This window comes from Burkholderia sp. AU38729, assembly GCF_020419725.1.
GTDB lineage: Bacteria > Pseudomonadota > Gammaproteobacteria > Burkholderiales > Burkholderiaceae > Burkholderia.
Genome location: NZ_JAIZQO010000020.1, coordinates 18,101 through 43,819, shown reverse-complemented (window position 1 = coordinate 43,819; position 25,719 = coordinate 18,101). Strand labels below are relative to the sequence as shown.

The following is a 25,719-nucleotide window of genomic DNA, read 5'->3' as shown; positions in this document are numbered from 1 at the left end:
GCGGCCCGCCCACCCGAATAAGAACCACCCGTCATGACGTCTTCCGATCCGACACCGCGACAGCTCATCGTCTACATCCTGTATTCGGTGCTGGGCCTGCCCGCGAGCATGACCGCCGCCGGTTACGGCGCGACGCTGATGACGCGGAACGTATCGAACTTCGAAGGCGGCGCCGGCTACGCCGCGCTCTGGTGGATCATCCTGCTGACCTGCGCGTTCTATGCGCTGTCGTTCGTCATCTTCGCGCTGCTGCGGAAGAGAACAGTGATTCTCGCGGTCATCACGATGGCGCTCGCCGCGTTGGCGGTGCCGACGTTCAGGCTCGCGCACGAACTGCTGACCTGACTGACCGGCCACCGGTCGACCCACACCGCCACGTCGAGTGCGGCGCCTGGGTCCGGCCTGCCATCGCAGACCCGCAAAAACAAAAAGGCCCGATCTTGCTGGGACAGGACGAAACTTCTTGCACCCGATGGGACGATCTCTTTGCACCTAGCCAGCGGTAATCCAATGGTGGCCGCGTCCAAGTATAGGCAGGAGGGACGCATTCTTTTGCACCTTGTCCGGGTTGTCCGGAATTCTTTGCACGTTGTTCTTCTATGGCCGAATCCCGAGCGACACTCAAGTTGCCACTCATACCCCTTCTCCGCACCGCGATATTGAGTCCCGCGGCCTAAGATTTGCGGTCTATCGAGTTGGGCGCATGCACGACCCATAGTAAGCAAAAAGCCCAGCAGTCCCCTGCTGGGCTTTTTTGACATAGGCGACGCCCGCACATGCGTTTCAGCAGCTCCTTCGCAAGCGCAGCCCCACTAGCCACTTCTATGCTTACGCCTTACTTTGGAGCATGAGTTCGGTCTGATAGGCGTCGAGCACCAGGTCATACGACCCCTGGTTCTTGCCAACCTTCTGCGGATCGAAGCGGTACGCATCCAGGACGACGCGGTATTTCCTGACAATCTGGGCCAAATGCTTATCGAGGAACTTCGCCGGATCCTGCATCCAGGAAACCTTCCCATCATTCGACACCTTGATCAGCGCCTTGAGTCCGTACACCAACGGCATAATGAGACCGTCCGGATAACTATAGTCAACCGGCTCATCGTTGAAATAAGACGTCGGCTGCGTACGCATGCTTTCGGCCTTCTTCACGACAGTGATATTTCCAAACTTCCCATTGTTCTCGTTATAAGCAGCCGGGAAGTCGCGATAGATCTTGTCGTAGAGGCCCGGCAGCGTGCCAGCAAGTGCGAGCGCGCTCCGCACCGCTTTGCTGTGAACCTTCCGTGTATATTCCCCATCGGTCGGCTGGGACACCTCGTCGTGGCTCATCAGTTCATCGAAGAGCTTCGTCATCTCGCCCTTGTTACGATAGATATTCTGCGGCGGAAACTCGGGCACGTAATCCAGCTCGAGGACGGACAGCGGGATCCACGACAGCGCAATCAGATCGCGCACCTTGATCTCACCTCCATCGTTCGTTTTCCACTCCACGCGCTGCGCAATAGTGGGCGGAAGGGCTACGCGGAGATCCTCGTAGAAGCCCTTCTTCGCGGCCTTGGTCTCAAGCGTCAACTGGACGTTGTTATTTCGCGCCGAGCAGATCGACAAGAGGGAGCCGTTGAACGCTTCCATCGCGTCGTCACTTTCGAGATCTGACGGAACCAAAACCTCGATCGGCACCAAGAAATCGAGCGCCCCCTCGTCATAGTCGTCATGATCCGGTTTGATTCGCCGGAGCGCCTCAATCTCGTCCCGACTCTCGTCCCAGAGGTCTTTGAAGTCGGGCCATCGCCGAATCTTCCGCTTGACGCCGGGATCACCCAGAGCATGCATGAGAATGTGAGTACCGATGGCCAGCGTGTTGTGGCCACCGTCCAGGATGCCTTCAATTTTCGTGTTCTCGAACGTCAGGCGATAGCGATTGCGCTGGAGCCGTTCGTACATCGAGGCCCCGACCAGAATTCCCTTCGTCTTGAAAACAAAGATATCCGGCGTTTCGACGATACTCTCAAGGATATCCTCAGTCACCGGCCCGGCTTTGGCGGAGCGCGGGTTTGCTTCAAGATCAGCCGCATCAAAGAGTTGCAGCAGTTCGCGAGCACGCACGAAACCGACAATGCGTTGAACGGGGCCGGCGGCCTGCTCATCGACAGTGTCGAAGCGAACAATAATAGAGGTGGGATTCATTTCCGGATCTCCAAAAAGGATCCGGCTCTGGAGCGGAATTGAGCGCACGGCTACACCGTGGCTTAAGTCTGTGCCATCGTCCGATAGCTAACGATCCAGAACCTTCTCCAGGTTCATAAAACCGCCCCTCATCCGAGAGGCTGTGCAGAGTATCCCACGGCGAGTTTATAGCCGTCAACGAGCGATTGGGGCGCATACACAGCGGCGCTATGTGCACACTCGGTTTTTGACATTCTTACTGCCCGCTGTTTCGTACAGCTCTCGCTTGCCCCTTCCGCTTAGGGACTACAACTGTCGTCCACTGCACCGCAGGTTCACTCGGCTCGCATATCTTTCGATATGATTACGCTCGCCTATCCGCCCACGACATCATGCTGGTAGTCCGTAGAAGAGTTTCCATAGCAGTTCTTCGACACGGCGCGCGCGCAATTCCGTCAGACCAACTTCAAGTGGCGCACGCCCGTCGAGCAGTGGATGAGGGGTAGCAAGAAACTGTCGGGCGTCTTCCAAATTCCCCCACATGTGGGACGCTGTCGCAACAACACGTGCCAATCTCTCAGCCTTCTCTGACTCATCGCGAGTAAGCCGCTTGTTGCGCCGGCTGTAGGTCGACTTTGAAATGATCCGTGCAAGCAGCGCACGCCGCGCCTCTCCGCTACTAGTCGCGGAATCGACGCTGGCGCGCAGCGCTGATATAGGTAGACCCTCGTAGATTCGGGCCTCCAATTCGGCAAGGCTCTGGGGCACCGGGCGCAACGCCATCACCTCCGCAATGGCTTCGGGGGATACCAACGAGATCATGGAGTCCTCCTGTTCAAGTCACGGGACGGAGGCGCAACTCTGCAGCAGTCACGCGCGTTAAATTGGTGCCAGAATTCAAGCTAGGCGTAAGCCTGCCGACAATACTAAGACTAGCCAATGATCCATTGTTGCTGAAGTTTCGTCAGCGCCATGCAATCTCTATCGTTCGAAGAACCATGAAGAAAGCCTTGAACCGTGCCGATGGTCAAACGTATACAGTCGCTCGATATGTTAAGGAATTTGGACCCAAGTATGACGTGGCTATGCGGTTACGCAGACGCCCTGAAATGCATTGCTACGCGTGCGACCATGACGCACATACTGTCGCGGAAGATTTCCCTGAGCGAGGTCATTGGGCGCATGTCAGTAGTCCGGCTCGCCCTTGGTGCCCGTTAAGCCAGCCGGCCGCTCGACGCTACGATTTGTTACCGCGTGCGATAGAGGACGACGCCCACGGTAGAGCACTACGCGCCAGCTTCATGCTTAATTGGCAACAGCATTGGGGCATGATCCTCTCTATTGCCCGAGTTGCCGAAATTCACACTTTTGTGGAATTTGTGCGCCAAGCCGATCGTAAGCGTTTCTGGTATCGCAACGGCCTCGAAGAATGGTTAATACCCTACATCTTCCTCGCTACAGCGGACCATCCTCCGCCCCGTGGTGCGAAAGGTGCAGCACTTCGCCCAGAGTGGCTCCGGTTTTGGTTCGACTCCCGCATCGAGCACATTGATGATTTATGGATTCGATTCAATGGGAATTTTCGCTTTATGAGCGCGATCTACAAAAAGCCAGCCCGCGGAGCCGAACCCAACGCGTCACACCTGATCGATTTTTCACCGATTCCTGCAGACCACCACTGGCAAACGAAAGGCTTCCCCCCTCCGAATGCCTATCAGATACGTGCAATGCTAACTGCCTTCCCCGAGGCCACCTAACCAGCACCGACTCGTTGGCACGCAAAGAAGACGTTCTTTGTGCGCCAACCTTCGATTTCCTTTTAATGACTTCAGCCGCCCCAACAGATCACCGATTTCCGTTCATATGGAATCGTGACAAACAACACTGGTGAACATTTATAAAAACCATAGCAAATACATAAAAAAAATCATACCATCACAATTCTCGCAACTTAAAACATGGAAAACGACGCAACAACCGATACCACGATGCACACACCGGATGCCACCAGATCCCGGACACTCTATCTCATCGGTTTCGCGGCATTAGCTCCAACAATCATTCTTCTGCTAGCACTCAAACAAGGGGCATGGTACACAATCACTCTAGAGGCAATCAGTGCGATCTCATTCGGATTAGGCTTCTGCATTCGAGCCCGCCCCATACTAGCGAACTCGGCTCGAACCATATACGGAAAAGGTTTACTAGCTCTCTATCACGCAATAGTGCTAGCACTTTCAAGCATCCCTGCTAAATATATTGTTTCGGATGCGTTCCAGTTGCCGTCCGGCGATTTCCCCATAACACTGACCCTCTGGACGCTTCTTTGCTACCCAGGCACTTGGCTTGCAGGTACCGCTCTCCTCGCCCTAGCCATTTATACACTGATGCTTTTAGCCGCAATGTTTGCCACTATTTCCACGCACCCGACAATCAATTTAATTATAACCACGAGTGCAAAATTTTTACCAAGCAACTCAACGCTACGGATTTCGATTGCAAACGATAGAAAGCAGTTAATTTGGGCCGCTCTCGGCCATGCTGCGGGAGCAGCAGTATTGGCCATATTAATTAGCACAGTCGCAGGCTGGTGGTTGCAAACGATTCATCAACCACGAATTGTTAGGCTGTTCGCCTACGTAGCCGACTATGAAAAGGCAGCCAAGTATCCCGGCGTCGATAGCTCCGTCCCCTTCCGATTGCACGACAACGGCGTAGTTTCATATGCAACGTTCAACAAATGGGACATCATCGTCCGCGTTTCCCATGTAACGGACGTCAAGTGACCAACGGCAAACCACCACAGCACGTGCTGGCGAAGCGTCATGATTCATTGCCGCACTCATTCTTCTGCCCCCCAGAGCAGTGGGCTCGATCTCGCGACAGCAGGCCACCGCTCACCTAGTCCAGCAGTTGCCATCCCTCGCTCCGCTGGGGGGATTGTCTTGATGGCGGTCGATCGGGGCCCTCTACTCCTGCAGCTATAGAAGGCGAGGCACCACATAGGTCGTACGGGGGCAATTCACCGATACTCAGACATTGATGGATTGTCTGCTGGCAATCTTCTCTCGCCTAGTGTGATCTTCCTTGGCCTGGCGCGGCTGTTGCGACGCGTATCGCGCGCTCGAGCAATTGATCGAATAGGCGATCCTCCGGAACCAACGACTCGAAGGATCTTCGGCGTGCCACGATGGTCGGCTAGATCGAATGTAGGGTTCCACGTTCGCTCAAAAGACCACGCAAACCATTAATATTCAATCACTTACGAAAAAGCTCCGTAGTGTTCAATGTAGAGTTCCCGTTGACGCCGATTGACACCGTGGATGACGAGCTCGTCCACGTCACAAGGGGTGTGCGCATGACAAGAAGTACAGCCGCGTCACGAATGCATCCTCGGGGACACGTGACGCCGCTGACAAGAATGTGGGACAGGTGATTTGTGTGGATGATGCAGGTCAGCTAGGCGCTCTAGCCTCACTATGCAGATCAGTGCGACCAAACAAAAAGCCGGCTCAAGGCCGGCTTTTTGTTTGCGAAGCATAAGGCTGCACTTTGTCAACGGAGGCATAACTTTGCACCTGATGCAAAATTATGCTTCCTGTCTCATTGCGATCGGGCCTTCGAATTCCGTTGGTGGAGCGGAGGAGGATCGAACTCCCGACCTTCGCATTGCGAACGCGACGCTCTCCCAGCTGAGCTACCGCCCCAACAGTCAACCATCATACACACGCATTTCTGCGCTTGGCAATAGGGGATGAAGCGCCCCTGAAACCTTACTTTGACGGCGCGCCAGCCAGCACCCATTCGACCACCGAACGCACGTCGGCGTCGCTCATGCGCGGGTGCGCGGGCATCGGAATCGCACCCCAGACGCCCGAGCCGCCCTCCTTCACCTTCTTCGACAGCTTGGCCACGGCCTGCGGATCGGCCTTGTAGCGGGCGGCAATATCCTTGAACGACGGGCCGACGAGCTTGCGGTCGACCGCGTGGCAGCCCATGCACGCGTTGCCGCGCGCGACCTTCAGCCCGTCACCGACATCCGCGCGCGCGACGCCCAGCGTACCCGCCACGAGCGCCGCGGCCGCGGCGCCCTGCACCATCCACTGTTTCATCTGCTTCATCTGCCTGTTCTTCATTGCGACGGGGCCTTCGGGTTGCCCGGATGCACGTTCGACGAATTCGAGATCGGTGCGGGCGGCTGCAGCGGCGTGGACTGCACCGACGCGTCGGGCACGGCGCCCACCGTCGCGGTATCCGCCGGCGCGGCGGCAGCCTGCGCGCCGGATGCGCCGCTCGCGGGCGCTGCGTTCTGCAGCGCCTGCGCGTCCTGCGGCTTCACGTACTGGAACACCTTCACGACCTTCTCGACGCCCGGCACCTGGCTGGCGGCTTCCGCGCCGCGATTGCCCTCGTCGACCGTCACGAGCCCCATCAGGTAAAGGTTGCCGCGCTCGCTGACGACCTTGTAGTAGTTCGACGAGATGCCCTTCGTCGCGATCAGCTCGGACTTCACGCGCCCTTCGAGGTACGAGTCGTTCGCGCGCGACGACAGCGACGACGCCGGCTCGACCGACAGCTCGTTGACGATGCCGTTCACGTTGTTGATGCCGCGCACGATTTCCTCGGCGCGCTGCTTCGATGCATCGTTCGGCACTTCGCCCGTCAGCAGCACGCGCCGGTTGAACACCGTCACGTTCACGTGCGACTGGTCGGGCAGCCCGTTGTTGATCTGCGTGAGCGACTTGACCTGGATCTCGCGATCTTCCGTCTGCGCGCCGAGCGTACGGCGATCGGTCGCGATCAGCGCGCCGCCGCCGGCCGCTGCGCCCACGACCCCGAGCACACAACCTTGCAGCGACACGGCGAGGCCCGCCGTCAGCGCAGCGAGCAGCGTGGTTCTGACGAGCGTCTGTTTGACGCGGCTTTGATTCATCGACGGCTCTCCTTCGTTCAATCCTCACCCAGCAGCATCGCGTCGATGCCGTCGCACAGGCAGTGGATGGTCAGCAGATGGACTTCGTGGATGCGCGCCGCGCGAACGGCGGGCACGCTGATCGGAATATCGGTATCGGACAGCGCGGCGGCGACCGCATGGCCGTCGCCGCCCGTCAGCGCGACGACGGTCATCTCGCGCTCGTGCGCTTCGTCGATCGCCGCCAGCACGCGCGGCGACGCGCCGGCCGGATCGAGCACCAGCAGGATGTCGCCGGTCTGGCCGAGTACGCGCACCTGCTGAGCGAACAGCTGATCGGCGGACACCGCGCCCGCGAGGCCGCCCTGCGACGCGTCGGTGGCCAGCGCGATCGCGGGCAGGCCCGGGCGCTCGCGCTCGAAGCCGCCGACGAGCGACACGGCGAGGTAGTGCGCGGCGGCGGCCGACGGGCCGTCACCGCACGCGACGATCTTGTTGCCGTTCGCCAGCGCGGCGAACATCGCATCGACCGCGGCTGCGATCGGCAGCGACAGCGCGTCGGCCGCTTCGGCGTGAAGCGCGGCGCTGTCGCGGAAATGTTGCTGAATACGTTCGACTGACATCGATTCCTGGTGAACTGGGCGCGTGGCACGCATCGCGCGACATCGTGGGTGCGGCGAGTTTACCGTACTCCGGCACCCTCTCCAGGGGTCCGGCAAGAACTCTTTACATCTCGTCACAGCTCGCCGCTACGCATCGTCGGCACGAAATGCGTCGCGCAGCCACGCGAGCCGGCCGGCCTCGAACGCGACGACGTCGAAGCGGCACGCGGCGCCGGCGCCGTGCCGCGCCCAGAACTGGAGCGCGGCCGCCACCAGGCGATGCCGCTTGCGCCAGCCGACGCTCGCGGCCGCGCCGCCGTGCCGGGCGCTGCGCCGCGCGCGCACCTCGACGAACACGAGCATGCCGTCGGGCTCGCGCATCACGAGATCGAGCTCACCGCCGCGCATCGTCACGTTCGCCGCAACGAACCCGAGGCCGCGGCGTTCGAGAAACTGCCGCGCGCGCAGCTCGAACGCCGCGCCGACCGGTTTGGATCGCGCCGCATCCGAAAAGTTGTCGCCGGCGCGCACCAAACCGCACCCGTCGCCCGGCCGGGCCGGCGCCGCGTGGCACAATGCCGTCCTTGTTCCGCTTGCGCCGCGATTGCGCGCATTGCCTGCCATGACTGCCCTCCTCGAACTCGCGCACACGCAGCACTACCCGGACGCTGCCCTCTACGTGGTCGCCACGCCGATCGGCAACACCGCCGACATCACGCTGCGCGCGCTGCACGTGCTCGGCCTCGCCGACCGCATCGCGGCCGAAGACACCCGCAACACGGGCCAGCTGCTCGCCCGCTACGGGATCTCGAAACCGCTCGTCGCCGTGCACGAGCACAACGAACGCGAAGCCGCGCAACGCGTGATCGAACTGCTGCGCGGCGGCGAGCGCGTGGCCTACGTATCGGACGCCGGCACGCCCGGCATCTCGGACCCCGGCGCGCGGCTCGTCGACGCGGTGCGCGCCGCCGGCTTCGCGGTGATCCCGCTGCCGGGCGCGAGCGCGGCGGTGACCGCGCTGAGCGTGGCCGGCGACTGGGCCGGCGCGTTCACGTTCGCGGGCTTCCTGCCGCCTAAGACGAAGCAGCGCGCGACCGCGCTGCAGGCGCTGGTATCGCACCCGTATGCGCTGGTGTTCTACGAGGCGCCGCACCGGATTGCCGAAACCGTCGCCGCACTCACCGACGCATTCGGCCCCGCGCGCCGGCTGCTGATCGCGCGCGAGCTCACCAAGCTACACGAGCAGTTGTTCCAGGGCACCCTGGCCGAAGGACAGACCTGGCTCGCCGGCGATGCGAACCGGCAGCGCGGCGAGTTCGTGCTGGTGGTCGAAGGCGCCCCGGCGAAGAGCGGCGAAGCCGACGACACCGCGCACGACGCGCTGCTCAAGCTGCTGCTGGAAGAGGTGCCGGTGAAGAGCGCGGCCAAGCTCGCGGCCGCGCTGACGGGCGCGTCGCGCAACACGCTGTATGCGCGTGCGCTGGTGCTGAAGGACGAAAGCTGACGCGCGAGGCGGCCGGCACCGGGAAGCCGGCACCGGCATCGCGCCGCGCAGGAAAGACAAAGGGCTGCCCTCGGGCAGCCCTTTTGCATGAGCGGTCGAGCCGCTGCGTTACTTCGCCGAGACCGACGCGAACATTTCGTCGCGAGCCTCGCGCGCTTCCTGCGGCGACAGCCCTTCGATCTTCACGCGGCCCGTGCCGGCGTGCACGAGGCCGATCATCTTGGCGGCCGCATACGACAGGTCGAGCACGCGGCCGCGCTTGAACGGCCCGCGATCGTTGACTTTCACGACGACCCACTTGCCGGTCGACGAATTCGTCACCTTGATGTACGACGACAGCGGCAGCGTGCGGTGTGCGGCGGTGAGTGCGTTCATGTTGAAGCGCTCGCCGTTCGCGGTGCGGCGGCCGTGGAAATCCCGCCCGTACCACGATGCGCGGCCCGTCTGGCGGAAATCCGACACATCCTTGCCGTCGATCGGCTCGGCGTCCGCCAGCGACGACTTCTTCGCGTCCTTGCTGTCGGCAGCCGGCATCGATGCCAGCGCGGAATCAAAATTCAACTGCTTGTCGCTATCCGCCTTCGCGGCGGCGGCCGTCTTGTCGACCGCTTTCTTCTGGTTCGCGCTACCGGTGGTCTGGCTGGGTGGCACCGCGCAGCCCGTCAGCGCAAAAAACAATGCAATGGTCCCGAATCGACTCGGAAAACGTAAATTCATCGACGTGTCGCCTTCTGGTTCGGGCCGCTGCTTCATCACGCCGATTCACGGCGCAGATATGCGGCCCGGACGGCAAATGCGTGCACGCCCCGCTCGGATGCGAGCAGGCGGCTAGCATGGGCGCGGCTTTCGTCTAGGCCGCAACCGTCCTGATTAGCTTTCACGTCTGGCACAACCTGTCCCCAACAGCCTGACCAGACCCCACATGCCGCCATCGAACATGGCTTCACGTTCGCGCGCGTCGAAACGACCGACTCACAGGAACGGCGGCACAGGCCCCATCCGGCGGCGCGGCAGCAGGGCCGCAGGCGGGCGCGCAGCACCCGGCCGGACAAGACGTGAGCACCGAATATTCGGTGCTGGATACACCGCCGGACTCCCCGGCGGCTGATGCTTGACGGTGCCTCCGACGCCCCTTTTTTAACGGGGCCGAAACACCAGCGAATTGCGTGAAATTCACGTGCAATGGGGCGCATTATACATAAACCAAAAGGTTGTCCCGAAAAGCGCCCGTCGGGGATCATTGATTCTCACTATGGCTGTAACAATCGACATGCTCCGGGAATGCCCGGAGGCGTGCACCGCGACGCGCGTCGCGCGACCGGCAGGCGGCACGCGCGACCGGTACAATCGCTCCTTTTAGCCGCCGGTGCCTCCATGAAAGTCACGCTCATTCCGGTCACGCCGTTCCAGCAGAACTGCTCGCTGCTCGTCTGCGAAAAAACGGGCCGCGCCGCCGTCGTCGATCCGGGCGGCGATCTCGACCGGATCGAACAGGAAGTCGCGCGGCAGAACGTGCAGGTCGAGAAGGTGCTGCTCACGCACGGGCACATCGATCACTGCGCGGGCGCGAAGACGCTCGCGACGCATTACGGCGTGCCGATCGAGGGGCCGCAGGAAGAAGAGCGCTTCTGGATCGAGAAGCTGCCGATGCAGAGCGAACGCTTCGGCTTTCCTGCCGCCGAAACCTTCGAGCCGGATCACTGGCTGAACGACGGCGACACCGTGCAGTTCGGCGACGAGACGCTCGAGGTCTATCACTGCCCGGGCCACACGCCCGGCCACGTCGTGTTCTTCAGCCGCGCGCATCGCGTCGCGATCGTCGGCGACGTGCTGTTCGCGGGCTCGATCGGCCGTACCGATTTCCCGCGCGGCAATCACGAGGATCTCGTCCGGTCGATCAAGGAGAAGCTGTGGCCGCTCGGCGACGACGTGACGTTCGTGCCGGGCCATGGCCCGGTGTCGACGTTCGGCGACGAGCGCCGCACCAACCCGTTCGTGTCCGACAAGGTATTCGGATGAACCAGACCGCCATCCCGGAAATCTACGTCAGCACCGATGTCGAGGCCGACGGCCCGATTCCCGGCCCGCACTCGATGCTGAGCTTCGCGTCGGCCGCCTATACCGAGGACAAGCAGCTGATCGCGACGTTCTCGGCCAATCTCGACACGCTGCCGGGCGCGCAGGCGCACCCGGTGCAGGAAGCGTGGTGGAAGACCGAGCCCGAAGCATGGGCCGCGTGCCGAAAGGACCTGCAGGCGCCCGAAGCGGCGCTGCTCGCGTACGTCGACTGGGTCGAGGCGTTGCCCGGCAAGCCGGTGTTCGTCGCGATGCCGGCGGGCTTCGATTTCACGTTCATGTTCTGGTACATGATGCGCTTCGCGGGCCGCTGCCCGTTCTCGTGGTCGGCGCTCGACATCAAGACGCTCGCGTTCGCGATGACGGGCCTGCCGTACCGCAAGGCGATCAAGCCGCGCTTTCCGAAGCACTGGTTCGACGACCATCCGCACACGCACGTCGCGCTCGACGACGCGATCGAGCAAGGCGCGCTGTTCTGCAACATGCTGGCCGACCTGCGCCGCCAGCAGGCCGCGCTCGCGGGCCTCGCGGTGTCGGACACCGATCGGTCGGAAAGCGCAGGCGCGGGACAAAATCCCACGGATCCGCGAGCAAATTAGCGAATCTCGCTCAACAACGCGACGCCAGATTGCCTTTCCTTTCCCGGCCCTCTAACATTCAGCGTGTTGTAGTTGCCGCATGGAGGCGCAGGTGACGCTCGATTCCTTTTCGCAAAAAATCCTTCGCCTGTTGCAGCTCGACGCGCGCCGCTCGGTCCAGGAAATCTCGGACCAGGTCGGCCTGTCGAGCACGCCGTGCTGGCGCCGCATCAAGGACATGGAACAGTCGGGCGTGATCCAGCGCTACACGGCGCTGCTCGATCGCGAGAAGCTCGGCCTGCACGTCTGCGCGCTCGCGCACGTGCACCTGACCCGCCACAACGAAGGCGGCGTCGAGCAGTTCGAGCGCGAGATCTCGACCTGCCCGGAAGTCACCGAGTGCTACAGCACGACCGGCGAAGCCGATTACATCCTCAAGATCGTCGCGCCGGACATCAAGGCCTACGACGTGTTCCTGCACGAACGCATCTTCAAGATCCCCGCCGTGTCGCAGGTACGCACGAGCGTCGTGCTGCGCGAGATCAAGTTCGACACGCAACTGCCGCTGTAACGCGCCGGCGCGCGCTGGCGGCCGTCCATCCCGCGCGCCCGCGGCGGGTCACGCCTGCGCGGGCATCGTGCGCGTGAAGCCGATCCGGCGCGCGCCGAACTCGCGCTTCAGCGCGTCGGCGTCGAGCCGGCCAGCCAGCGCCGCATCCGTCTCGTGCGGATCGCAGGCAAGCGTCACGTCGATCTCGAGCCCCGTACTCAGGTAATGCAGGTTGATGGCCGCCGCATGCAGCCCGCGCTGCGCGAGCGCGGCCTCGAGCCGTGCCACGATCTCGCCGCGCGGCGGCAGCGCGAGCGCCGGACGGCGCGCCGCGTCGTTCTCGGGATCGACGTGGATCAGCGCATCGAGCACGCGAGGGTCGTTCAGCACGCGCGCACGCGCGGTCTCGGCGATGTAGTGCCCTTCGGAGACGGAGATTTTCGGATCGACGAGGATGTGCGCGTCGACGAGCGCGGCGTCGCCCATCTTGCGCGTGCGCAGGTCGTGCACGTCGCGCACGCCCGGGGTCGCCGCGAGCAGCGCGCGGATCTCGGCCGTATCGGTCGTATCGAGCGCGCGGTCGGAGAGATCCTGCAACGCGTCATAGCCGAACGTCCAGCCCATGCGCGCCACCATGAAACCGACGATCGCCGCCGCGATCGGGTCGAGCAGCCGCACGCCGGCCAGGCTGCCGACGATGCCGATCGCGACGACGAGCGACGACGCGGCATCCGAACGCGCATGCCATGCGTTCGCGACGAGCATCGCCGAACGGACGCGCCGCGCTTCGCGCAGCATGTAGCGAAACAGCGCCTCTTTCGACACGAGCACCGTCAGCGCGACGATCAGCGCGGAAAAATGTACCGCCGGAATGTTTTCGAGATTAACGAGGCGGTCGCCGGCCCGCCACAGCATGCCGACGCCAACCGCAATCAGGATCGCGCCGAGAAACAGCGAGGCGACGGTCTCGTAGCGGCTGTGGCCGTAATTGTGGTCGGCATCCGGCGATGCGCCGCTATGCCGATTCGCAACCAGCACGACAAAATCCGAGATCAAATCGGAAATCGAATGCACCCCGTCAGCAATCAATGCCTGCGAATGGGCAATCACGCCGACGACGATCTGAAATGTCGCAAGCACGACATTCAGCACAATACTGACGAACGTGCTCTTGCGTGCAACCGCGTGCTTATCTGCGCTCTGCGCGTCGCCGGAAAACGTGGACATGAAATATGAGATATCGGTGAGCGATACCCGATTCTATCAAGGGCGCCCCGTGAACCCCGCCAATACCCACAAATTTCTTATTTAAATCAACCGCTTATGCGAACGGGTCGTATTTTCATTCACGCCCCATCATTACATTTTCATGACAACGCCATGTGCGCGGCGACCGCTGAAAACAAAAAAGCCGCGCTCCTTAACGGACACGCGGCTCTTTTGAAGAACAGGCTATTTAAACGGGCGTTTAAATCGCAAACTGTTCGCGGTTCTTGCCGGCGATCCAGCGCGGCGGCTTGCCGCGGCCCGACCACGTCGCGCCCGTTTCCGGATCGCGGTATTTCGCGGCAACGCCTGCGCGCGGACGACCAACCTTACCTGCCTTCGCGCGGCTGAGACCGAGTTCGGCGAGCGAAAAGCCGTAGTCGGCAATTTTCTGCTTCACGTCATTCAGCACTTCAGCGTATTCACGCGACTTTGCTTCTTCGATTTGCTTCTCCAGCTTCTCCCGCTGGGCCAGCAGGTCCTTGTAAGAAGACATAGTTTCCCTTTCTATCTGACCAATGGCGCCGGTCTGCAGCCAGCTCACCATTCATGAAATATATGTGCCTCGGATTTTCGAAGGCAGAGATTAGCACAAAAAAGATTTGATAGAAGCGGGATTCATGAAAATCCCGAGATCAATTGGAATTCACACGTGTCATTTTGACCGGCCGCGGCCTTTTCTCAAATTTTTACGTTCCTACACAGAGATTAGGACATTAGCGATTGGCTATTAGGTCTATCAACATACGCAATTACCCTGCATTTGAAAAATAGAAGCTTTCATCGGACGACAGTTTTACGAAAATCGGATGGCGCGCCTCGCTAAACGGGCTCGGCGCGGACCCGCCGGTATCCGCGACGTCACGTCACATCCCGCGCGCACGCAATCAGCCGCTCGCGCCATTCGCCCGCATCGGCCAATGGCATATCAAACGGCGTACGCACGCGGCGGCCGTCATGTCGCCAGTCGGCGCCGTGGCGATCGACGCCGAGCAATTCGAGCCCGTCGCGGCGCGCCGCGCCGGCATCGTACGCGTCCCATAACGCCTGCTCCTCGTCGAACGCGAGCGGCGGCAGCGTATCGAGATGCGTGCCGTCGACCCAGCCCATGCGCCCGAACCCGCCGATATAGCGCAGCCGCTCGACATCGAGTGCCCAGAACGTGAAATCGCCCAGCGCGAGATAGCGCGCGGCATCCGGCTCATAACGACAGTAGCGCGCGGTGACGTGCGGATCGTCGCCGAGCGGCACGAACCGGCCGAGCAGCGTCGCGCGCTCGGCGTTCAACACGTCGCCGTCGGGCGCATCGACGACGAGGAAGCCCGCGCGCGGATCGGCGGCCAGATTGCGCGTGTGCTCCGCGAGGCCGCTCACGAGGATCACGGGACGATGGCTTGCATCGGGTGCAAACGGGACGACCGTCGGATACGGGAAACCCTGCGGATCGCGCGCATGGGTGGCGAGCGTGCCGAGCGCGCAGCGGTGCAGCAGATGCACGGCGAGAGCGGGATCGATGTTCAAGAGGACTCCTGCGGTCGAAGGGTGGCGCGCCGGGCACGCCATGCGCTCCGATGTTACCCGCGGGCGCGGCGCGCCGTGCATCGGTCGAACGGCCAAGGCAGTCGATGCGGCCGAACGCGGGTCACCGGGACATCGCCGGATCATCGGCCGAACGGCCAACGCCCGGCACGATCGTAAGCGGTTCGATAGAATCGGACGGATCCGACGGGCGCCGCACGCGTCCGTGCATTTCCTTTGATGAGCGTCATCGTGTCCGAATCCTCCTCCCCCGAATCGTCGTCCCCGTTCGCCGCGCCGCCCGACGCGCATCGCGTGCTGTCGCTGCCGGCCCGCCAGCGGGCCCGCGCGGCATCGATGGCGCTGTTCTTCGTCGCCGGCATGATGTTCGCGTCGTGGGGCGTGCACGTGCCGACCGTGCGCGACAAGTTCGCGCTGAGCCCCGGGCTGCTGTCGATCGCGCTGTTCGCGGTCGCCGTCGGCTCGATCGCCGCGATGCTGACCATCGCGCGCTGGATCGCGCGCGTCGGCTCGCGCACCGCGTGCCTCGCGGGCGGGCTCGTGATGTCGGCCTGCGCGGCGCTGATCCTCGTCGTGCCCGACTACCCGATGCTGCTGGCGGTGCTCGCGCTGTTCGGCTTCTCGATGGCGACACTCGACGTCGCGATGAACGCCGAGGCCAGCGCGGTCGAAATCGCGATCGGCAGGCCGATCATGTCGTCGCTGCACGGCATGTTCAGCATCGGCGGGATGGCCGGCGCGGCCGCCGGCGGCGCGCTGTTGTCGGCCGGCATGGCGCCGGCCGTGCATCTCGCGCTCGCGGCGGCGACCAGCGCGACGGTGCTCGTGGTCGCCAGCCCGGCCGTGCTCCCGCATGTGCCGCATCACGAACACGCGCACGGCGGCGGCAACCGCTGGCGCTCGCCGGCGTTGTGGATGCTCGGCGGCATCGCGCTCGTCGCGCTGATCGCCGAAGGCGCGATGTACGACTGGGCGACGGTCTACATGCGCGACGTCGTCGTGGCGAGCCCCGCGCTCGCCAGCGCCGCCTATGCCGCGTTCTCGGGCGGGATGGCCATCGCGCGCTTCGCGGGCGACGCCGTGCGCGCCCGCTTCGGCGCGCCGCAACTCGTGTTCGCGAGCGCGTCGCTCGCCTGCGCGGGGATGATCGGCGCGCTGCTGCTGCCGTATTCGGCCACGGTGCTGACCGGCTTCACGCTGATGGGCCTCGGCCTCGCGAACATGATGCCGGTGCTGTTCGCGGCCGCCGCGCGCGTGAAAGGCATCCATGCAGCCGAAGGGCTCGCGCACGTGGCCGGGCTCGCGTATTTCGGCATGCTGTTCGGTCCGGTCGTGATCGGCGCCGTCGCGCAGGCGTCGAACCTGACGATCGGCCTGTCCGTCGTCGCGCTGTGCGCGGCGCTCGTCGCGGCCGTCGCGCCGAAGGTGCTCGCGCGGCTGAAGATCTGACGGGGCGCGGCGCGCGCCGGCCCAAAAAGAAAGCGCGCATGCGTTGCCGCATGCGCGCTTTCACCCCTTCTGTTGACCGCTTGTATCGTTACATCTTCACTTCGTCGAGCAGCGACTTCTTGCCGCCCTTGTAGTTGTACAGCGAGATCACGCCGTGCTGCAGGTCGCCCTTCGAGTCGAAGGTCGTCGTGCCGATCACGCCCGAGTAGTTCGTCGCCGGCATCGCGGCGAGGATCTTCGCCGGATCCGCCGAGTTCGCGCGCTTCATCGCATCGACGATGATGTACACGGCGTCATACGTGAACGGTGCGTAGATCTGGATCGGCTGGCCGAAGCGCTTCTCGTACTTCGCCTTGAACGCCGCGCCGCCCGACATCTTCTCGAGCGAAGCACCGGCTTCCGAGCACACCACGTTGTCGGTCGCGTCGCCGGCCAGGTCGGCCAGCTTTTCCGTGCACACGCCGTCGCCCGCGAAGATCTTCGCGCGCAGGCCGAGCTGCTTCGCCTGCTTCGCGAACGGGCCGCCGGTGGCGTCCATGCCGCCGTACATGATCGCGTCCGGATTCTCGCCCTTGATCTTGGTCAGAATCGCGCGGAAGTCGACCGCCTTGTCGTTCGTCGCGTCATGCGACACCACCTTCAGGCCGAGCGCCTTGGCCTTCTTCTCGAACTCGTTCGCGAGACCCTGGCCGTATGCGGTCGAATCGTCGACCACGGCCACGCTCTTGATGCCCTTCGAGTGCGCGTAGTTCGCGAGTGCCGGGCCCTGCTGCGCATCGGTGGCCACCACGCGGTACGTGGTCTTGAAGCCCTGCTGCGTGTAGGCCGGGTTGGTCGCCGACGGCGAGATCTGCACGATGCCCGCATCGCTGTAGATCTTCGAGGCCGGGATCGACGTGCCCGAGTTCAGGTGGCCGACCACCGCGACGACCTTGTCGTCGACGAGCTTCTGCGCAACCTGCGTGGCCTGCCGCGGGTCGGCCGCGTCATCCTGCGGGTCGAGTTGCAGCGTGATTTTCTGGCCGCCGACCGTGAGACCCTTGGCGTTGATCTCTTCAACCGCGAGACGTGCGCCGTTTTCGTTGTCCTTGCCCAGGTGTGCAATGCCGCCCGTCAAGGGCGCGACGTGGCCGATCTTGACGACTTGATCGGCCGCTGCGTTGCCCGCAGCTGCAGCGCACAGCATCGCGGCCGCGGTGATCGGCAACAGCTTTTGCATCTTGATATTCATGTAAGTCTCCAGTTTCGGTCCCAATAAACGCCATCGCCCGGTGCCCCGCTGCCATCCCTGTGTTTGCAATCACTGGACGATTCGCCGGTTGCATCGTTCATGCACTTGGCCTCAAGCACGTGAAAACCGCCGCTTTTAGCAGCCGCCCGTCCGTACTTGCGCGCAAGTGTAGGTGATCAAATTAATTTGTGGGACTTTTTTGGGGTAGTGGTAACACTACCGATATGCACGCTTTGGAACGACTCCTCGAATATCGCCGCGAGCCCCGCCGGATAAGGGTTTCCGCTAATTCCAGGCGACTTGCTGAAAGGTCGTTTTAAAACATTCCGGGGGCATTTCGATTCGGTATTTTGTGCCCGTGATCATTGAATGAAACGCGCGTGACAACGCGCGTTTCGTCGTCCGATATGAACGATTCAGGCGGCCGCCGCACGCCATTCGGCATCGAGCGCCGCGACGAGCTGCGACGTCGTCGGCGCATCGCCGCGCCGCCGCGCAAGCGGTGCGCCCTGCCCGGCCCACAGCGACAGATAGTCGCCGTCGTTCGCGCGCGCGGCGGCCTGGCGCAGCGGCTGGGTCAGCGCGTTCTGCACCGGGTACGGCGCGGCGTCGGCCACGCGTTCGCCGAGCCGGGCCATCAGCGTGTTGCGCAGCCCGCGCGCGTGGCGGCCGGTGATGGCGCGCGTGACCTGCGTCGACGTGTCGCCGCTCGCGAGCAGGCGCGCCTTCCAGTCCGCCGCGATCGCGCTTTCCGTGCAGGTAAGGAACGCGGTGCCGAGCTGTGCGCCTTGCGCGCCGAGCGCAAGCGCGGCCGCGATCCCGCGGCCGTCCATGATGCCGCCCGCGGCCAGCACGGGCAGGCTGGTCGCGTCGACCAGTTGCGGCACGAGCGCGAGCGTACCGATCAGCGCATCGTCGGCGGAGCCGATGAACGTGCCGCGATGGCCGCCCGCCTCGGCGCCCTGCGCGGACAGCGCGTCGGCGCCGGCCGCCTGCCAGGCGAGACCCTCGGCCACGTGCGTCGCCGTGCCGATCACGTAGGTGCCGACCGCCTTCAGGCGCGCGACGTCGGCTGCATCGAGCACGCCGAACGTGAAGCTCGCAACGGGCACGCGCAGCGCCACGAGTGCATCGAGCTGCGCGCGGAAGTCGGGCGCGTAGCGCGCGGGCGCGGTGCCCGGCGGCAACCCGAGCACCGCGTTCAGCGGGTCGATCGCGGCCAGTGCGCGGGCGACGGTCGCCGCGTCGGGCGTCGCGTCCGGCAGCACGAACAGGTTGATCGCGAACGGGCGATCGGTCGCCGCGCGGATGGCGTCGACTTCGGTCGCGAGGCGCTCGGGCGCGAACGCGGCGGCACCGAGACTGCCGAGCGCGCCGGCATTCGACGCGGCGGCGACCATCGCGGTCGTGGTCGCGCCGACCATCGGCGCCTGCACGAGCGGCAGGCGCAGGCCGAAGCGTTCGGAAAAGGGCGTGGAAAACAGACGGGCGGACATGGTGAATCCTTCGATGACGGTGCGCGAAAGCGCTTTGTAAAGGCCGGCACATCGACTCTATCGAAGCGGCGCAGCGCCGAAAAATGAATTATCGAGATCGAAACGATCGCTGTGCGAGAAGCGGGCGCGTGCCCTGCAGTGACACGGGATCGGTGGCACACTAGGCCGCCCACTTCCACCCCGGGGCGCGCATCGCGCACCCCGTTCGCCAGGAGTTCAGAACGTGACTGCCCAATGGATCGACATCCCCGCCGGTAACGACACTTTCGGCGGCTATCTCGCGCTGCCCAAGCGCGGCAAAGGCCCTGCCGTCATCATCATCCAGGAGATCTTCGGCGTGAACGCGCACATCCGCGCGGTCGCCGACCAGTACGCGTCCGACGGCTTCGTCGCGCTCGCGCCGGACGTGTTCTGGCGCACGCAGCCGCGCGTCGAGCTGACCTACGAAGGCGCGGATCGCGACAAGGGCATCGAGCTGATGAAAAAGACCGACGTGGGCCTCGCGGTCGCGGACATCGGCGCGGCCGCCGATGCGTTGCACGCGCGCCCGGAAGTGGCCGGCAAGATCGCCGCGATCGGCTACTGCTTCGGCGGCCAGCTCGCGTACCGCGCGGCCGCGACCGGCAAGATCGACGCGGCCGTGGCCTACTACGGCGGCGGCATCCAGAACGCGCTCGATCTGGCCGGCCAGATCAAGCAGCCGATCCTGTTCCACTACGCGGGACACGACCACGCGATCCCGCCCGAGGCCGTCGACCAGGTGAAGGCCGCCTTCGCCGGCCACGGCCACGCGTCGTTCCACGACTATCCGGGCGCCGAGCACGGCTTCAACTGCACGGATCGCGCGTCGTACAACCAGCGCGCGTCGGCGCTCGCGCACGGCCGCACGCTGACGTTCCTCGCCGAGCACCTCTAAAAGCGGCCGGCCGCGGGCCCCGCGCACCGGGCCCGCGTTATGCTGCTGGCATCGCCACGAGCCACCACGGGGATGACAGCGATGCACTCGGACTATCTCGCGCATGACGCGATCGGCCTCGCCACACTGGTACGCGAACGCAAGGCGAGCCCGCGCGAACTGCTCGACGCCGCGATCGGCCAGGCCGAAGCGGTCAACGGCGCGATCAACGCGATCGTGCTGCAGGACTACGAAGCCGCACGCCAGCGCGCGGCCGCCCCACCCGACGGCGGCGCCGACGCGCCGTTCGCCGGCGTTCCCTATCTCGTGAAGGATCTCGGCGCGGCGGTCGCCGGGCTGCCGCTGTCGATGGGCAGCCGGCACTACCGGTATTTCGTGCCCGCCGACGATTCGCCGGTGATCGCGCGCAGCCGCGCGGCCGGTCTCAACGTGTTCGGCAAGACCAACACGTCGGAGATCGGCCAGATGCCGTACACCGAACCCGAGCTGTTCGGCGCGTGCCGCAACCCGTGGAATCTCGATCACACGCCTGGCGGCTCGAGCGGCGGTGCGGCGGCGGCCGTCGCGGCCGGCATCGTGCCGCTCGCGCATGCGTCCGACGGCGGCGGCTCGATCCGCATCCCGGCGTCGTGCTGCGGGCTGTTCGGCCTGAAGCCGAGCCGCAACCCGGTACTCGTCGACCTGCCGTCGAACGGCGAGCTGGTCGTCCAGCATGCGGTCACGCGCAGCGTGCGCGACAGCGCGCTGCTGCTCGACGTGACGACCGGCCAGACCTTGCCACCGGGCGCGCCCGGCACGTTCCTCGGCGAGCTCGACACGCCGCCCGGCCCGCTGCGGATCGGCCTCGTGCTCGACCCGATGCTCGCGCCGGCACTGGCCGACGACACGCGCGCGGCGCTCGACGACGCGGCCGCACTGCTCGAATCGCTCGGCCACCATGTCGAGCCGGCGACGCTGCAGGTCAACTACGCGCGCGCGGCCGAAACCTTCCTCACGCTATGGGCGACGATCGCCGAGGAGATGGTGCTCGGCGCGCGTGCGCTGACCGGCCGCTCGCCGAAGCGCGGCGAATTCGAGGCCGCGACGTGGGCGATGGCCGTGGTCGGCCGGCGCCTCGCGCGCACGCGCCTGCCGGACGTGCTCGAATGGCAGCGCCAGCTCACCGTGCAGGTGGCCGGCCTCGTGTCGCGCTACGACGCGATCCTGTGCGCGTCGCTCGCGGGCCCGCCGGTGAAGATCGGCGAATTGCAGCCGACGCCGTTCGAAGCGGCGCAGATGAAGGTGCTCGCCGCGCTGCCGGTGAAGCCGCTGCTGAAGGAGATGCTCGCGAAGTCGTCGGAAAAGGCGTTCACGTGGGCCGGCTGCACCGAACTGTTCAACCTGACCGGCCAGCCGGCGATGTCGGTGCCGCTCTACTGGAACGCGCGCGGGCTGCCGATCGGCGTGCAGTTCGCCGCGCGTCACGCCGACGACGCGCTGCTGCTCCGGCTCGCCCGGCAGCTCGAACAGGCGCGGCCGTGGTTCGAGCGGCGCCCGCCGCTGATGCAGGCGCAGCGCTGACGCACGCGGCCGCGCGCCGCAAGCCACGAAAAAAAGCCCCGCCGGCACAACCGGCGGGGCTTTGACGCATGCAATCGCGTGAGCACGCTTACATGACGAGCCGTTCACAGATCGTCCGCGTGGCGGCCGCCGTGTTCAGCGTATAAAAATGCAGCCCCGGCACGCCCGCGTCGACCAGACGCTGGCACAGGCTCGTGACGACGTCCGCGCCGAACGCGCGGATCGACTCGCGATCGTCGCCGAAGCTCTCGAGCCGGCGCGCGACCCAGCGCGGCACTTCCGCGCCGCACATCTCGGAGAAGCGCATCAGCTGCGAGAAGTTCGTGATCGGCATGATGCCCGGCACGATCGGCACCTCCACGCCCAGCTTGCGCGCATCGTCGACGAAGCGGAAATACGCGTCGGCGTTGAAGAAGTACTGCGTGATCGCGGAATTCGCGCCGGCTTTCACCTTGCGCGCGAAATTCTCGAGATCGGCCTTCGGCGAGCGCGCCTGCGGGTGGTACTCCGGATAGCCGGCCACCTCGATGTGGAACCAGTCGCCGTGCTCGGCACGGATGAAGCTGACGAGCTCCGACGCATAGCGCAGCTCGCCGACTTCGCCCATCCCCGACGGCAGGTCGCCACGCAGCGCGACGATGTGGCGGATGCCGTACGAGCGGTACTGGTCGAGGATCGCGCGCAGGCTGTCGCGCGACGAGCCGATGCACGACAGGTGCGGCGCGGCCTCGAGGCCGTCCTTCTGCATGTCGAGCACCGTATCGAGCGTGCCCTGCTGCGTCGAGCCGCCGGCGCCGAACGTGCAGGACACGAATTTCGGCTGCAGCGGCAGCAGTTGCGCACGCGTGGCGCGCAGCTTCTCGACGCCTTCCGCCGTTTTCGGCGGGAAGAATTCAAACGAGAGTTCGATCGTTTTCATGATTCTGATGGAGCGGGCCCATGCGTCAGCCGATGTCGCGCTGACCGAAGATCAGGGCGGACAGCAGCCACGACACGATGCTGTACAGGATCGAACCGAAGAATGCGGACCAGAAGCCCGACACCTCGAAGCCCTTCAGCAGCGACGACGCGAACCAGAAGCACAACGCGTTCACGACGAGGATGAACACCCCGAGCGTGACGATCGTGACGGGCAGCGTCAGCAGGATCAGCACCGGACGGATCACCGTGTTGATCAGGCCGAGCACGACCGCGATGATCAGCGCCGTGCCGAAGCTCTTGATGTGGATCGACGGCACGAGGTAGGTGATGATCAGCAGCGCGAGCGCGTTGATGACCCAGGTGAGGATGACGCTCATGGAGTGCTCCGGTTCGGTTGTCGATCGGTACGATCAGTGGCCGCCGCCGGCTGCCGCGGGTGCCCGAAGGCGCGCCGCGGCAGCCGGCGATCCCGCGCCGTGCCGCCGTACCGGGTGCGCGCGGGTGACGCGCGCCCGGCACCGCGGCAGCGGCGCATCGGATCAGTAGCGGTAGTGGTTCGGCTTGAACGGGCCGTCCTTCTGCACGCCGATGTACGAAGCCTGCTCGTCCGACAGCACGGACAGGTTCGCGCCGATGCGCGCCAGGTGCAGGCGCGCAACCTTTTCATCGAGGTGCTTCGGCAGCACGTACACCTTGTTCTCGTACTCGTTGCCGCGCACGAACAGCTCGATCTGCGCGAGCGTCTGGTTCGCGAACGAGTTCGACATCACGAACGACGGGTGGCCGGTCGCGCAGCCGAGGTTCACGAGGCGGCCTTCCGCCAGCAGGATCACGCGCTTGCCGTCCGGGAAGATGATGTGGTCGACCTGCGGCTTGATGTTTTCCCACTGGTACTGGCGGGTCGACGCGACGTCGATTTCCGAGTCGAAGTGGCCGATGTTGCAGACGATCGCGTTGTGGCGCATCGCCTTCATGTGATCGTGGTTGATCACGTGGTAGTTGCCGGTGGCCGTCACGAAGATGTCGGCCTTGTCGGCCGCGTATTCCATCGTCACGACGCGGTAGCCTTCCATCGCCGCCTGCAGTGCGCAGATCGGGTCGATTTCGGTGACCCACACGGTCGCGCCCAGGCCGCGCAGCGATTGCGCGCAGCCCTTGCCCACGTCGCCGTAGCCCGCGACGACCGCGACCTTGCCCGCGATCATCACGTCGGTCGCGCGCTTGATGCCGTCGACCAGCGATTCACGGCAGCCGTACAGGTTGTCGAACTTCGACTTCGTGACCGAATCGTTCACGTTGAACGCCGGGAACGGCAGGCGGCCGTCCTTTTCCATCTGGTACAGGCGGTGCACGCCGGTCGTGGTTTCTTCGGTCACGCCCTTGATGTGCGCGAGGCGCGTCGAGTACCAGGTCGGGTCCGCGTCGAGGTGCTGCGCGATCGACTTGTACAGCGCGACTTCTTCCTCGTTGGTCGGCTTCGCGATCACCGAACGGTCCTTCTCGGCCTTTGCGCCGAGGATCAGCAGCAGCGTTGCGTCGCCGCCGTCGTCCAGGATCATGTTCGCGAATTCGCCGTTCGGCCATTCGAAGATGCGGTGCGAGAACTCCCAGTATTCGTCGAGCGATTCGCCCTTGAACGCGAACACCGGCGTGCCGGCTTCGACGATCGCGGCCGCGGCGTGGTCCTGCGTCGAGAAAATGTTGCACGAGGCCCAGCGGACGTCCGCGCCGAGCGCCTTCAGCGTCTCGATCAGCACGCCCGTCTGGATCGTCATGTGCAGCGAACCGGCGATGCGCGCGCCCTTCAGCGGCTGCTGCGCCTTGTATTCGTCACGGATCTGCACGAGGCCCGGCATTTCGGTCTCGGCGATGTTCAGTTCCTTGCGGCCCCAGCCGGCCAGCGCCATGTCGGCGACGACGTAATCGTTGGAAGCTTTGGAATCGATAATGGCGTTCATCACGCCCTCCTTTCTAAAAAGTTTCTAGATTGGTGACGTGAGCGCCGTTCAGGAAGCGGGGCCGACGCGGTTGTGCCGCACGGCTGCTTGGTGAAGCCTTCCGAGCCTGGCGGACGCAGGGTGGTCCGTCGCAACGCTCCTCGGAAAGCGGAGAGGATTGTAGCAAATCGGCGCGCAGAATGCGCAAGCATGCGCACACACGATGCGCACCCGGCACATGCGCGCGGCGTCGGCGCGCGCGGCCGTCAGTAAAGGGTCAGGACTCCGCGCCGACCCACGCCTGTTCGCGCAGCCGGGCACGCAGGCGCGCGACGGCCTGGCTGTGCAGCTGGCACACGCGCGATTCGCTCACTTCGAGCACCGCGCCGATCTCGCGCAGATTCAGACCCCGTTCGTAGTACAGCGACATCAGCAGCTTCTCGCGCTCCGGCAGCCGCTCGATCGCCTCGACGAGCGCTTCGCGCAGGTGCTCGTCGAGCAGCGCCGACAGCGGATCGGCGTGATCGACGCGGTAGCGGTCGAGGAACGGCTCGTCGTCGGCCGCGCGGTCGAAATCCTCGTAGTAGATCAGCTGGCTGCCGTGCAGGTCCTGCAGCATCCCCTGGTATTCGTCGAGCGGCATGTTCAGGTGCTGCGCGATCTCGGTCTCGCTCGCCGAGCGGCCGAGATGCTGCTCGACCTGGTGCACCGCGTGCTCGACCTCGCGCGACGTCTTGCGCAGGCTGCGCGGCAGCCAGTCGTTGCTGCGCAGCTCGTCGAGCATCGCACCGCGGATACGCTGCGTCGCGTAGGTCTCGAACTGCGCGCCCTGGTCTTCCTTGTAGCGGCCGGCCGCGTCCATCAGGCCGATCATGCCGGCCTGGATCAGGTCGTCGAGGTCGACGCTCGCCGGCATCTTCGCGACGAGCTGCAGCCCGAGGCGTCGCACGAGCGGCGCATATTGCGCGAGCACGTCGGCCTGGGACATCTTTCCTTGAGCGTTGTACATCATG

Annotated in this window: 26 protein-coding genes, 1 tRNA gene and 1 riboswitch; of the genes, 10 read left to right on the top strand and 17 right to left on the bottom strand. The window is 64.4% G+C overall.

The window, feature by feature from the left end; genetic code table 11:
* Window positions 1-33: 33 nt before the first annotated feature.
* Window positions 34-345, top strand: coding sequence for a hypothetical protein (locus LGM56_RS35100; protein ID WP_226208060.1), 312 nt, complete (start codon window positions 34-36; stop codon window positions 343-345).
* A 483-nt stretch (window positions 346-828) separates the two neighbouring features.
* On the opposite strand, the gene LGM56_RS35095 is transcribed toward LGM56_RS35100, so the two are convergent.
* Both LGM56_RS35095 and LGM56_RS35090 read right to left on the bottom strand, forming a co-directional pair.
* The gene (locus LGM56_RS35095) at window positions 829-2,190 is read right to left on the bottom strand and encodes a hypothetical protein (protein WP_222907685.1); all 1,362 of its coding nucleotides are present in this window, start codon (window positions 2,188-2,190) and stop codon (window positions 829-831) included.
* Window positions 2,191-2,559: 369 nt separating this feature from the next.
* The gene (locus LGM56_RS35090) at window positions 2,560-2,988 is read right to left on the bottom strand and encodes an antitoxin Xre/MbcA/ParS toxin-binding domain-containing protein (protein ID WP_226208081.1); all 429 of its coding nucleotides are present in this window, start codon (window positions 2,986-2,988) and stop codon (window positions 2,560-2,562) included.
* Between the two features lie 482 nt (window positions 2,989-3,470).
* Between LGM56_RS35090 and LGM56_RS35085 the strand changes: the two genes are divergently transcribed.
* Together LGM56_RS35085 and LGM56_RS35080 are read left to right on the top strand one after the other, a co-directional pair.
* Window positions 3,471-3,926 (top strand): hypothetical protein, encoded by a 456-nt coding sequence (locus LGM56_RS35085; protein ID WP_226208059.1) that lies wholly within the window; start codon window positions 3,471-3,473, stop codon window positions 3,924-3,926.
* 201 nt (window positions 3,927-4,127) lie between these two features.
* Window positions 4,128-4,955: a hypothetical protein gene (locus tag LGM56_RS35080; RefSeq protein ID WP_226208058.1), complete on the top strand. Its 828-nt coding sequence runs from the start codon at window positions 4,128-4,130 to the stop codon at window positions 4,953-4,955.
* 845 nt (window positions 4,956-5,800) lie between these two features.
* Here the strand turns inward: LGM56_RS35080 and LGM56_RS35075 are convergent.
* From LGM56_RS35075 to LGM56_RS35055, 5 genes are all read right to left on the bottom strand, one after another.
* Window positions 5,801-5,876, bottom strand: a tRNA-Ala gene (locus LGM56_RS35075).
* A gap of 66 nt (window positions 5,877-5,942) precedes the next feature.
* Window positions 5,943-6,290 carry a c-type cytochrome gene (locus tag LGM56_RS35070; RefSeq protein ID WP_413226814.1) on the bottom strand — a complete coding sequence of 116 codons (348 nt, stop codon included), beginning with the start codon at window positions 6,288-6,290 and terminating at the stop codon, window positions 5,943-5,945.
* Window positions 6,291-6,301: 11 nt separating this feature from the next.
* Window positions 6,302-7,102 carry a BON domain-containing protein gene (locus LGM56_RS35065; protein WP_089438996.1) on the bottom strand — a complete coding sequence of 267 codons (801 nt, stop codon included), beginning with the start codon at window positions 7,100-7,102 and terminating at the stop codon, window positions 6,302-6,304.
* Window positions 7,103-7,119: 17 nt separating this feature from the next.
* Window positions 7,120-7,704 (bottom strand): SIS domain-containing protein, encoded by a 585-nt coding sequence (locus LGM56_RS35060; RefSeq protein ID WP_069246887.1) that lies wholly within the window; start codon window positions 7,702-7,704, stop codon window positions 7,120-7,122.
* A 126-nt stretch (window positions 7,705-7,830) separates the two neighbouring features.
* Window positions 7,831-8,259, bottom strand: a complete 429-nt coding sequence (locus tag LGM56_RS35055; RefSeq protein ID WP_226208080.1) for a YraN family protein — start codon at window positions 8,257-8,259, stop codon at window positions 7,831-7,833.
* 46 nt (window positions 8,260-8,305) lie between these two features.
* On the opposite strand from LGM56_RS35055, the gene rsmI reads away from it, so the two are divergent.
* A complete protein-coding gene (gene rsmI, locus LGM56_RS35050; protein WP_226208056.1) occupies window positions 8,306-9,187 on the top strand; it encodes a 16S rRNA (cytidine(1402)-2'-O)-methyltransferase in 882 nt (293 codons plus the stop codon).
* 108 nt (window positions 9,188-9,295) lie between these two features.
* Here rsmI and LGM56_RS35045 read toward each other — a convergent pair whose 3' ends face one another.
* Window positions 9,296-9,904 carry a septal ring lytic transglycosylase RlpA family protein gene (locus tag LGM56_RS35045; protein ID WP_226208055.1) on the bottom strand — a complete coding sequence of 203 codons (609 nt, stop codon included), beginning with the start codon at window positions 9,902-9,904 and terminating at the stop codon, window positions 9,296-9,298.
* Between the two features lie 657 nt (window positions 9,905-10,561).
* Between LGM56_RS35045 and LGM56_RS35040 the strand changes: the two genes are divergently transcribed.
* The 3 genes from LGM56_RS35040 (at window position 10,562) to LGM56_RS35030 (ending at window position 12,412) form a co-directional block, all read left to right on the top strand.
* A complete protein-coding gene (locus LGM56_RS35040) occupies window positions 10,562-11,206 on the top strand; it encodes an MBL fold metallo-hydrolase (RefSeq protein ID WP_043185095.1) in 645 nt (214 codons plus the stop codon).
* Window positions 11,203-11,862, top strand: coding sequence for an exonuclease (locus tag LGM56_RS35035; protein WP_089471951.1), 660 nt, complete (start codon window positions 11,203-11,205; stop codon window positions 11,860-11,862). Before LGM56_RS35040 ends, LGM56_RS35035 begins: the two co-directional genes overlap by 4 nt.
* A 79-nt stretch (window positions 11,863-11,941) precedes the next feature.
* A complete protein-coding gene (locus tag LGM56_RS35030; protein ID WP_011882933.1) occupies window positions 11,942-12,412 on the top strand; it encodes an Lrp/AsnC family transcriptional regulator in 471 nt (156 codons plus the stop codon).
* Between the two features lie 48 nt (window positions 12,413-12,460).
* On the opposite strand, the gene LGM56_RS35025 is transcribed toward LGM56_RS35030, so the two are convergent.
* The 3 genes from LGM56_RS35025 to LGM56_RS35015 form a co-directional block, all read right to left on the bottom strand.
* On the bottom strand, window positions 12,461-13,618 hold the full coding sequence (locus tag LGM56_RS35025; protein ID WP_206150406.1) for a cation diffusion facilitator family transporter: 1,158 nt from the start codon (window positions 13,616-13,618) through the stop codon (window positions 12,461-12,463).
* 241 nt (window positions 13,619-13,859) lie between these two features.
* A complete protein-coding gene (locus tag LGM56_RS35020) occupies window positions 13,860-14,153 on the bottom strand; it encodes an H-NS family nucleoid-associated regulatory protein (RefSeq protein WP_006491875.1) in 294 nt (97 codons plus the stop codon).
* A 365-nt stretch (window positions 14,154-14,518) separates the two neighbouring features.
* Window positions 14,519-15,178, bottom strand: a complete 660-nt coding sequence (locus tag LGM56_RS35015) for a HugZ family protein (RefSeq protein WP_226208054.1) — start codon at window positions 15,176-15,178, stop codon at window positions 14,519-14,521.
* Between the two features lie 249 nt (window positions 15,179-15,427).
* On the opposite strand from LGM56_RS35015, the gene LGM56_RS35010 reads away from it, so the two are divergent.
* Window positions 15,428-16,645 (top strand): MFS transporter, encoded by a 1,218-nt coding sequence (locus tag LGM56_RS35010; RefSeq protein ID WP_179243600.1) that lies wholly within the window; start codon window positions 15,428-15,430, stop codon window positions 16,643-16,645.
* An 88-nt stretch (window positions 16,646-16,733) separates the two neighbouring features.
* Here the strand turns inward: LGM56_RS35010 and LGM56_RS35005 are convergent, their stop codons facing one another.
* Together LGM56_RS35005 and LGM56_RS35000 are read right to left on the bottom strand one after the other, a co-directional pair.
* Window positions 16,734-17,876, bottom strand: coding sequence for a branched-chain amino acid ABC transporter substrate-binding protein (locus LGM56_RS35005; protein WP_039346789.1), 1,143 nt, complete (start codon window positions 17,874-17,876; stop codon window positions 16,734-16,736).
* A 416-nt stretch (window positions 17,877-18,292) separates the two neighbouring features.
* Window positions 18,293-19,372, bottom strand: a complete 1,080-nt coding sequence (locus LGM56_RS35000; protein WP_226208053.1) for an NAD(P)H-dependent flavin oxidoreductase — start codon at window positions 19,370-19,372, stop codon at window positions 18,293-18,295.
* A gap of 223 nt (window positions 19,373-19,595) precedes the next feature.
* On the opposite strand from LGM56_RS35000, the gene LGM56_RS34995 reads away from it, so the two are divergent.
* Complete coding sequence (locus LGM56_RS34995) at window positions 19,596-20,288, top strand: dienelactone hydrolase family protein (protein WP_226208052.1); 693 nt, start codon at window positions 19,596-19,598, stop codon at window positions 20,286-20,288.
* 81 nt (window positions 20,289-20,369) lie between these two features.
* On the top strand, window positions 20,370-21,848 hold the full coding sequence (locus tag LGM56_RS34990; protein ID WP_226208079.1) for an amidase: 1,479 nt from the start codon (window positions 20,370-20,372) through the stop codon (window positions 21,846-21,848).
* Between the two features lie 88 nt (window positions 21,849-21,936).
* Here the strand turns inward: LGM56_RS34990 and metF are convergent, their stop codons facing one another.
* The 4 genes from metF to LGM56_RS34970 form a co-directional block, all read right to left on the bottom strand.
* Window positions 21,937-22,767 carry a methylenetetrahydrofolate reductase [NAD(P)H] gene (metF, locus tag LGM56_RS34985; RefSeq protein ID WP_226208051.1) on the bottom strand — a complete coding sequence of 277 codons (831 nt, stop codon included), beginning with the start codon at window positions 22,765-22,767 and terminating at the stop codon, window positions 21,937-21,939.
* 25 nt (window positions 22,768-22,792) lie between these two features.
* Window positions 22,793-23,146 (bottom strand): phage holin family protein, encoded by a 354-nt coding sequence (locus tag LGM56_RS34980; RefSeq protein ID WP_006477367.1) that lies wholly within the window; start codon window positions 23,144-23,146, stop codon window positions 22,793-22,795.
* Between the two features lie 162 nt (window positions 23,147-23,308).
* Window positions 23,309-24,727 carry an adenosylhomocysteinase gene (ahcY, locus tag LGM56_RS34975; protein ID WP_069246874.1) on the bottom strand — a complete coding sequence of 473 codons (1,419 nt, stop codon included), beginning with the start codon at window positions 24,725-24,727 and terminating at the stop codon, window positions 23,309-23,311.
* Between the two features lie 32 nt (window positions 24,728-24,759).
* A riboswitch (S-adenosyl-L-homocysteine riboswitch) is annotated at window positions 24,760-24,875 on the bottom strand.
* A gap of 108 nt (window positions 24,876-24,983) precedes the next feature.
* Entirely contained in the window at window positions 24,984-25,718 is a 735-nt protein-coding gene (locus LGM56_RS34970) for an RNA polymerase sigma factor FliA (RefSeq protein WP_006484033.1), read from the bottom strand.
* Window position 25,719 lies beyond the last annotated feature (1 nt).

Excerpts from the sequence above, each read along its gene's own strand:
- LGM56_RS35085 (WP_226208059.1), top strand. The coding sequence starts at position 3,471 with ATGCTTAATTGGCAACAGCATTGGGGCATGATCCTCTCTATTGCCCGA.
- LGM56_RS35080 (WP_226208058.1), top strand. The coding sequence starts at position 4,128 with ATGGAAAACGACGCAACAACCGATACCACGATGCACACACCGGATGCC.
- LGM56_RS35005 (WP_039346789.1), bottom strand. The coding sequence starts at position 17,876 with ATGAATATCAAGATGCAAAAGCTGTTGCCGATCACCGCGGCCGCGATG.
- LGM56_RS34980 (WP_006477367.1), bottom strand. The coding sequence starts at position 23,146 with ATGAGCGTCATCCTCACCTGGGTCATCAACGCGCTCGCGCTGCTGATC.
- LGM56_RS35045 (WP_226208055.1), bottom strand. The coding sequence starts at position 9,904 with ATGAATTTACGTTTTCCGAGTCGATTCGGGACCATTGCATTGTTTTTT.
- LGM56_RS34990 (WP_226208079.1), top strand. The coding sequence starts at position 20,370 with ATGCACTCGGACTATCTCGCGCATGACGCGATCGGCCTCGCCACACTG.
- LGM56_RS34970 (WP_006484033.1), bottom strand. The coding sequence starts at position 25,718 with ATGATGTACAACGCTCAAGGAAAGATGTCCCAGGCCGACGTGCTCGCG.
- LGM56_RS35025 (WP_206150406.1), bottom strand. The coding sequence starts at position 13,618 with ATGTCCACGTTTTCCGGCGACGCGCAGAGCGCAGATAAGCACGCGGTT.
- LGM56_RS35060 (WP_069246887.1), bottom strand. The coding sequence starts at position 7,704 with ATGTCAGTCGAACGTATTCAGCAACATTTCCGCGACAGCGCCGCGCTT.
- ahcY (WP_069246874.1), bottom strand. The coding sequence starts at position 24,727 with ATGAACGCCATTATCGATTCCAAAGCTTCCAACGATTACGTCGTCGCC.
- LGM56_RS35020 (WP_006491875.1), bottom strand. The coding sequence starts at position 14,153 with ATGTCTTCTTACAAGGACCTGCTGGCCCAGCGGGAGAAGCTGGAGAAG.
- LGM56_RS35100 (WP_226208060.1), top strand. The coding sequence starts at position 34 with ATGACGTCTTCCGATCCGACACCGCGACAGCTCATCGTCTACATCCTG.
- rsmI (WP_226208056.1), top strand. The coding sequence starts at position 8,306 with ATGACTGCCCTCCTCGAACTCGCGCACACGCAGCACTACCCGGACGCT.
- LGM56_RS35095 (WP_222907685.1), bottom strand. The coding sequence starts at position 2,190 with ATGAATCCCACCTCTATTATTGTTCGCTTCGACACTGTCGATGAGCAG.
- LGM56_RS35040 (WP_043185095.1), top strand. The coding sequence starts at position 10,562 with ATGAAAGTCACGCTCATTCCGGTCACGCCGTTCCAGCAGAACTGCTCG.
- LGM56_RS35035 (WP_089471951.1), top strand. The coding sequence starts at position 11,203 with ATGAACCAGACCGCCATCCCGGAAATCTACGTCAGCACCGATGTCGAG.
- LGM56_RS35065 (WP_089438996.1), bottom strand. The coding sequence starts at position 7,102 with ATGAATCAAAGCCGCGTCAAACAGACGCTCGTCAGAACCACGCTGCTC.
- metF (WP_226208051.1), bottom strand. The coding sequence starts at position 22,767 with ATGAAAACGATCGAACTCTCGTTTGAATTCTTCCCGCCGAAAACGGCG.
- LGM56_RS35000 (WP_226208053.1), bottom strand. The coding sequence starts at position 19,372 with ATGTCCGCCCGTCTGTTTTCCACGCCCTTTTCCGAACGCTTCGGCCTG.
- LGM56_RS35030 (WP_011882933.1), top strand. The coding sequence starts at position 11,942 with ATGGAGGCGCAGGTGACGCTCGATTCCTTTTCGCAAAAAATCCTTCGC.
- LGM56_RS35070 (WP_413226814.1), bottom strand. The coding sequence starts at position 6,290 with ATGAAGCAGATGAAACAGTGGATGGTGCAGGGCGCCGCGGCCGCGGCG.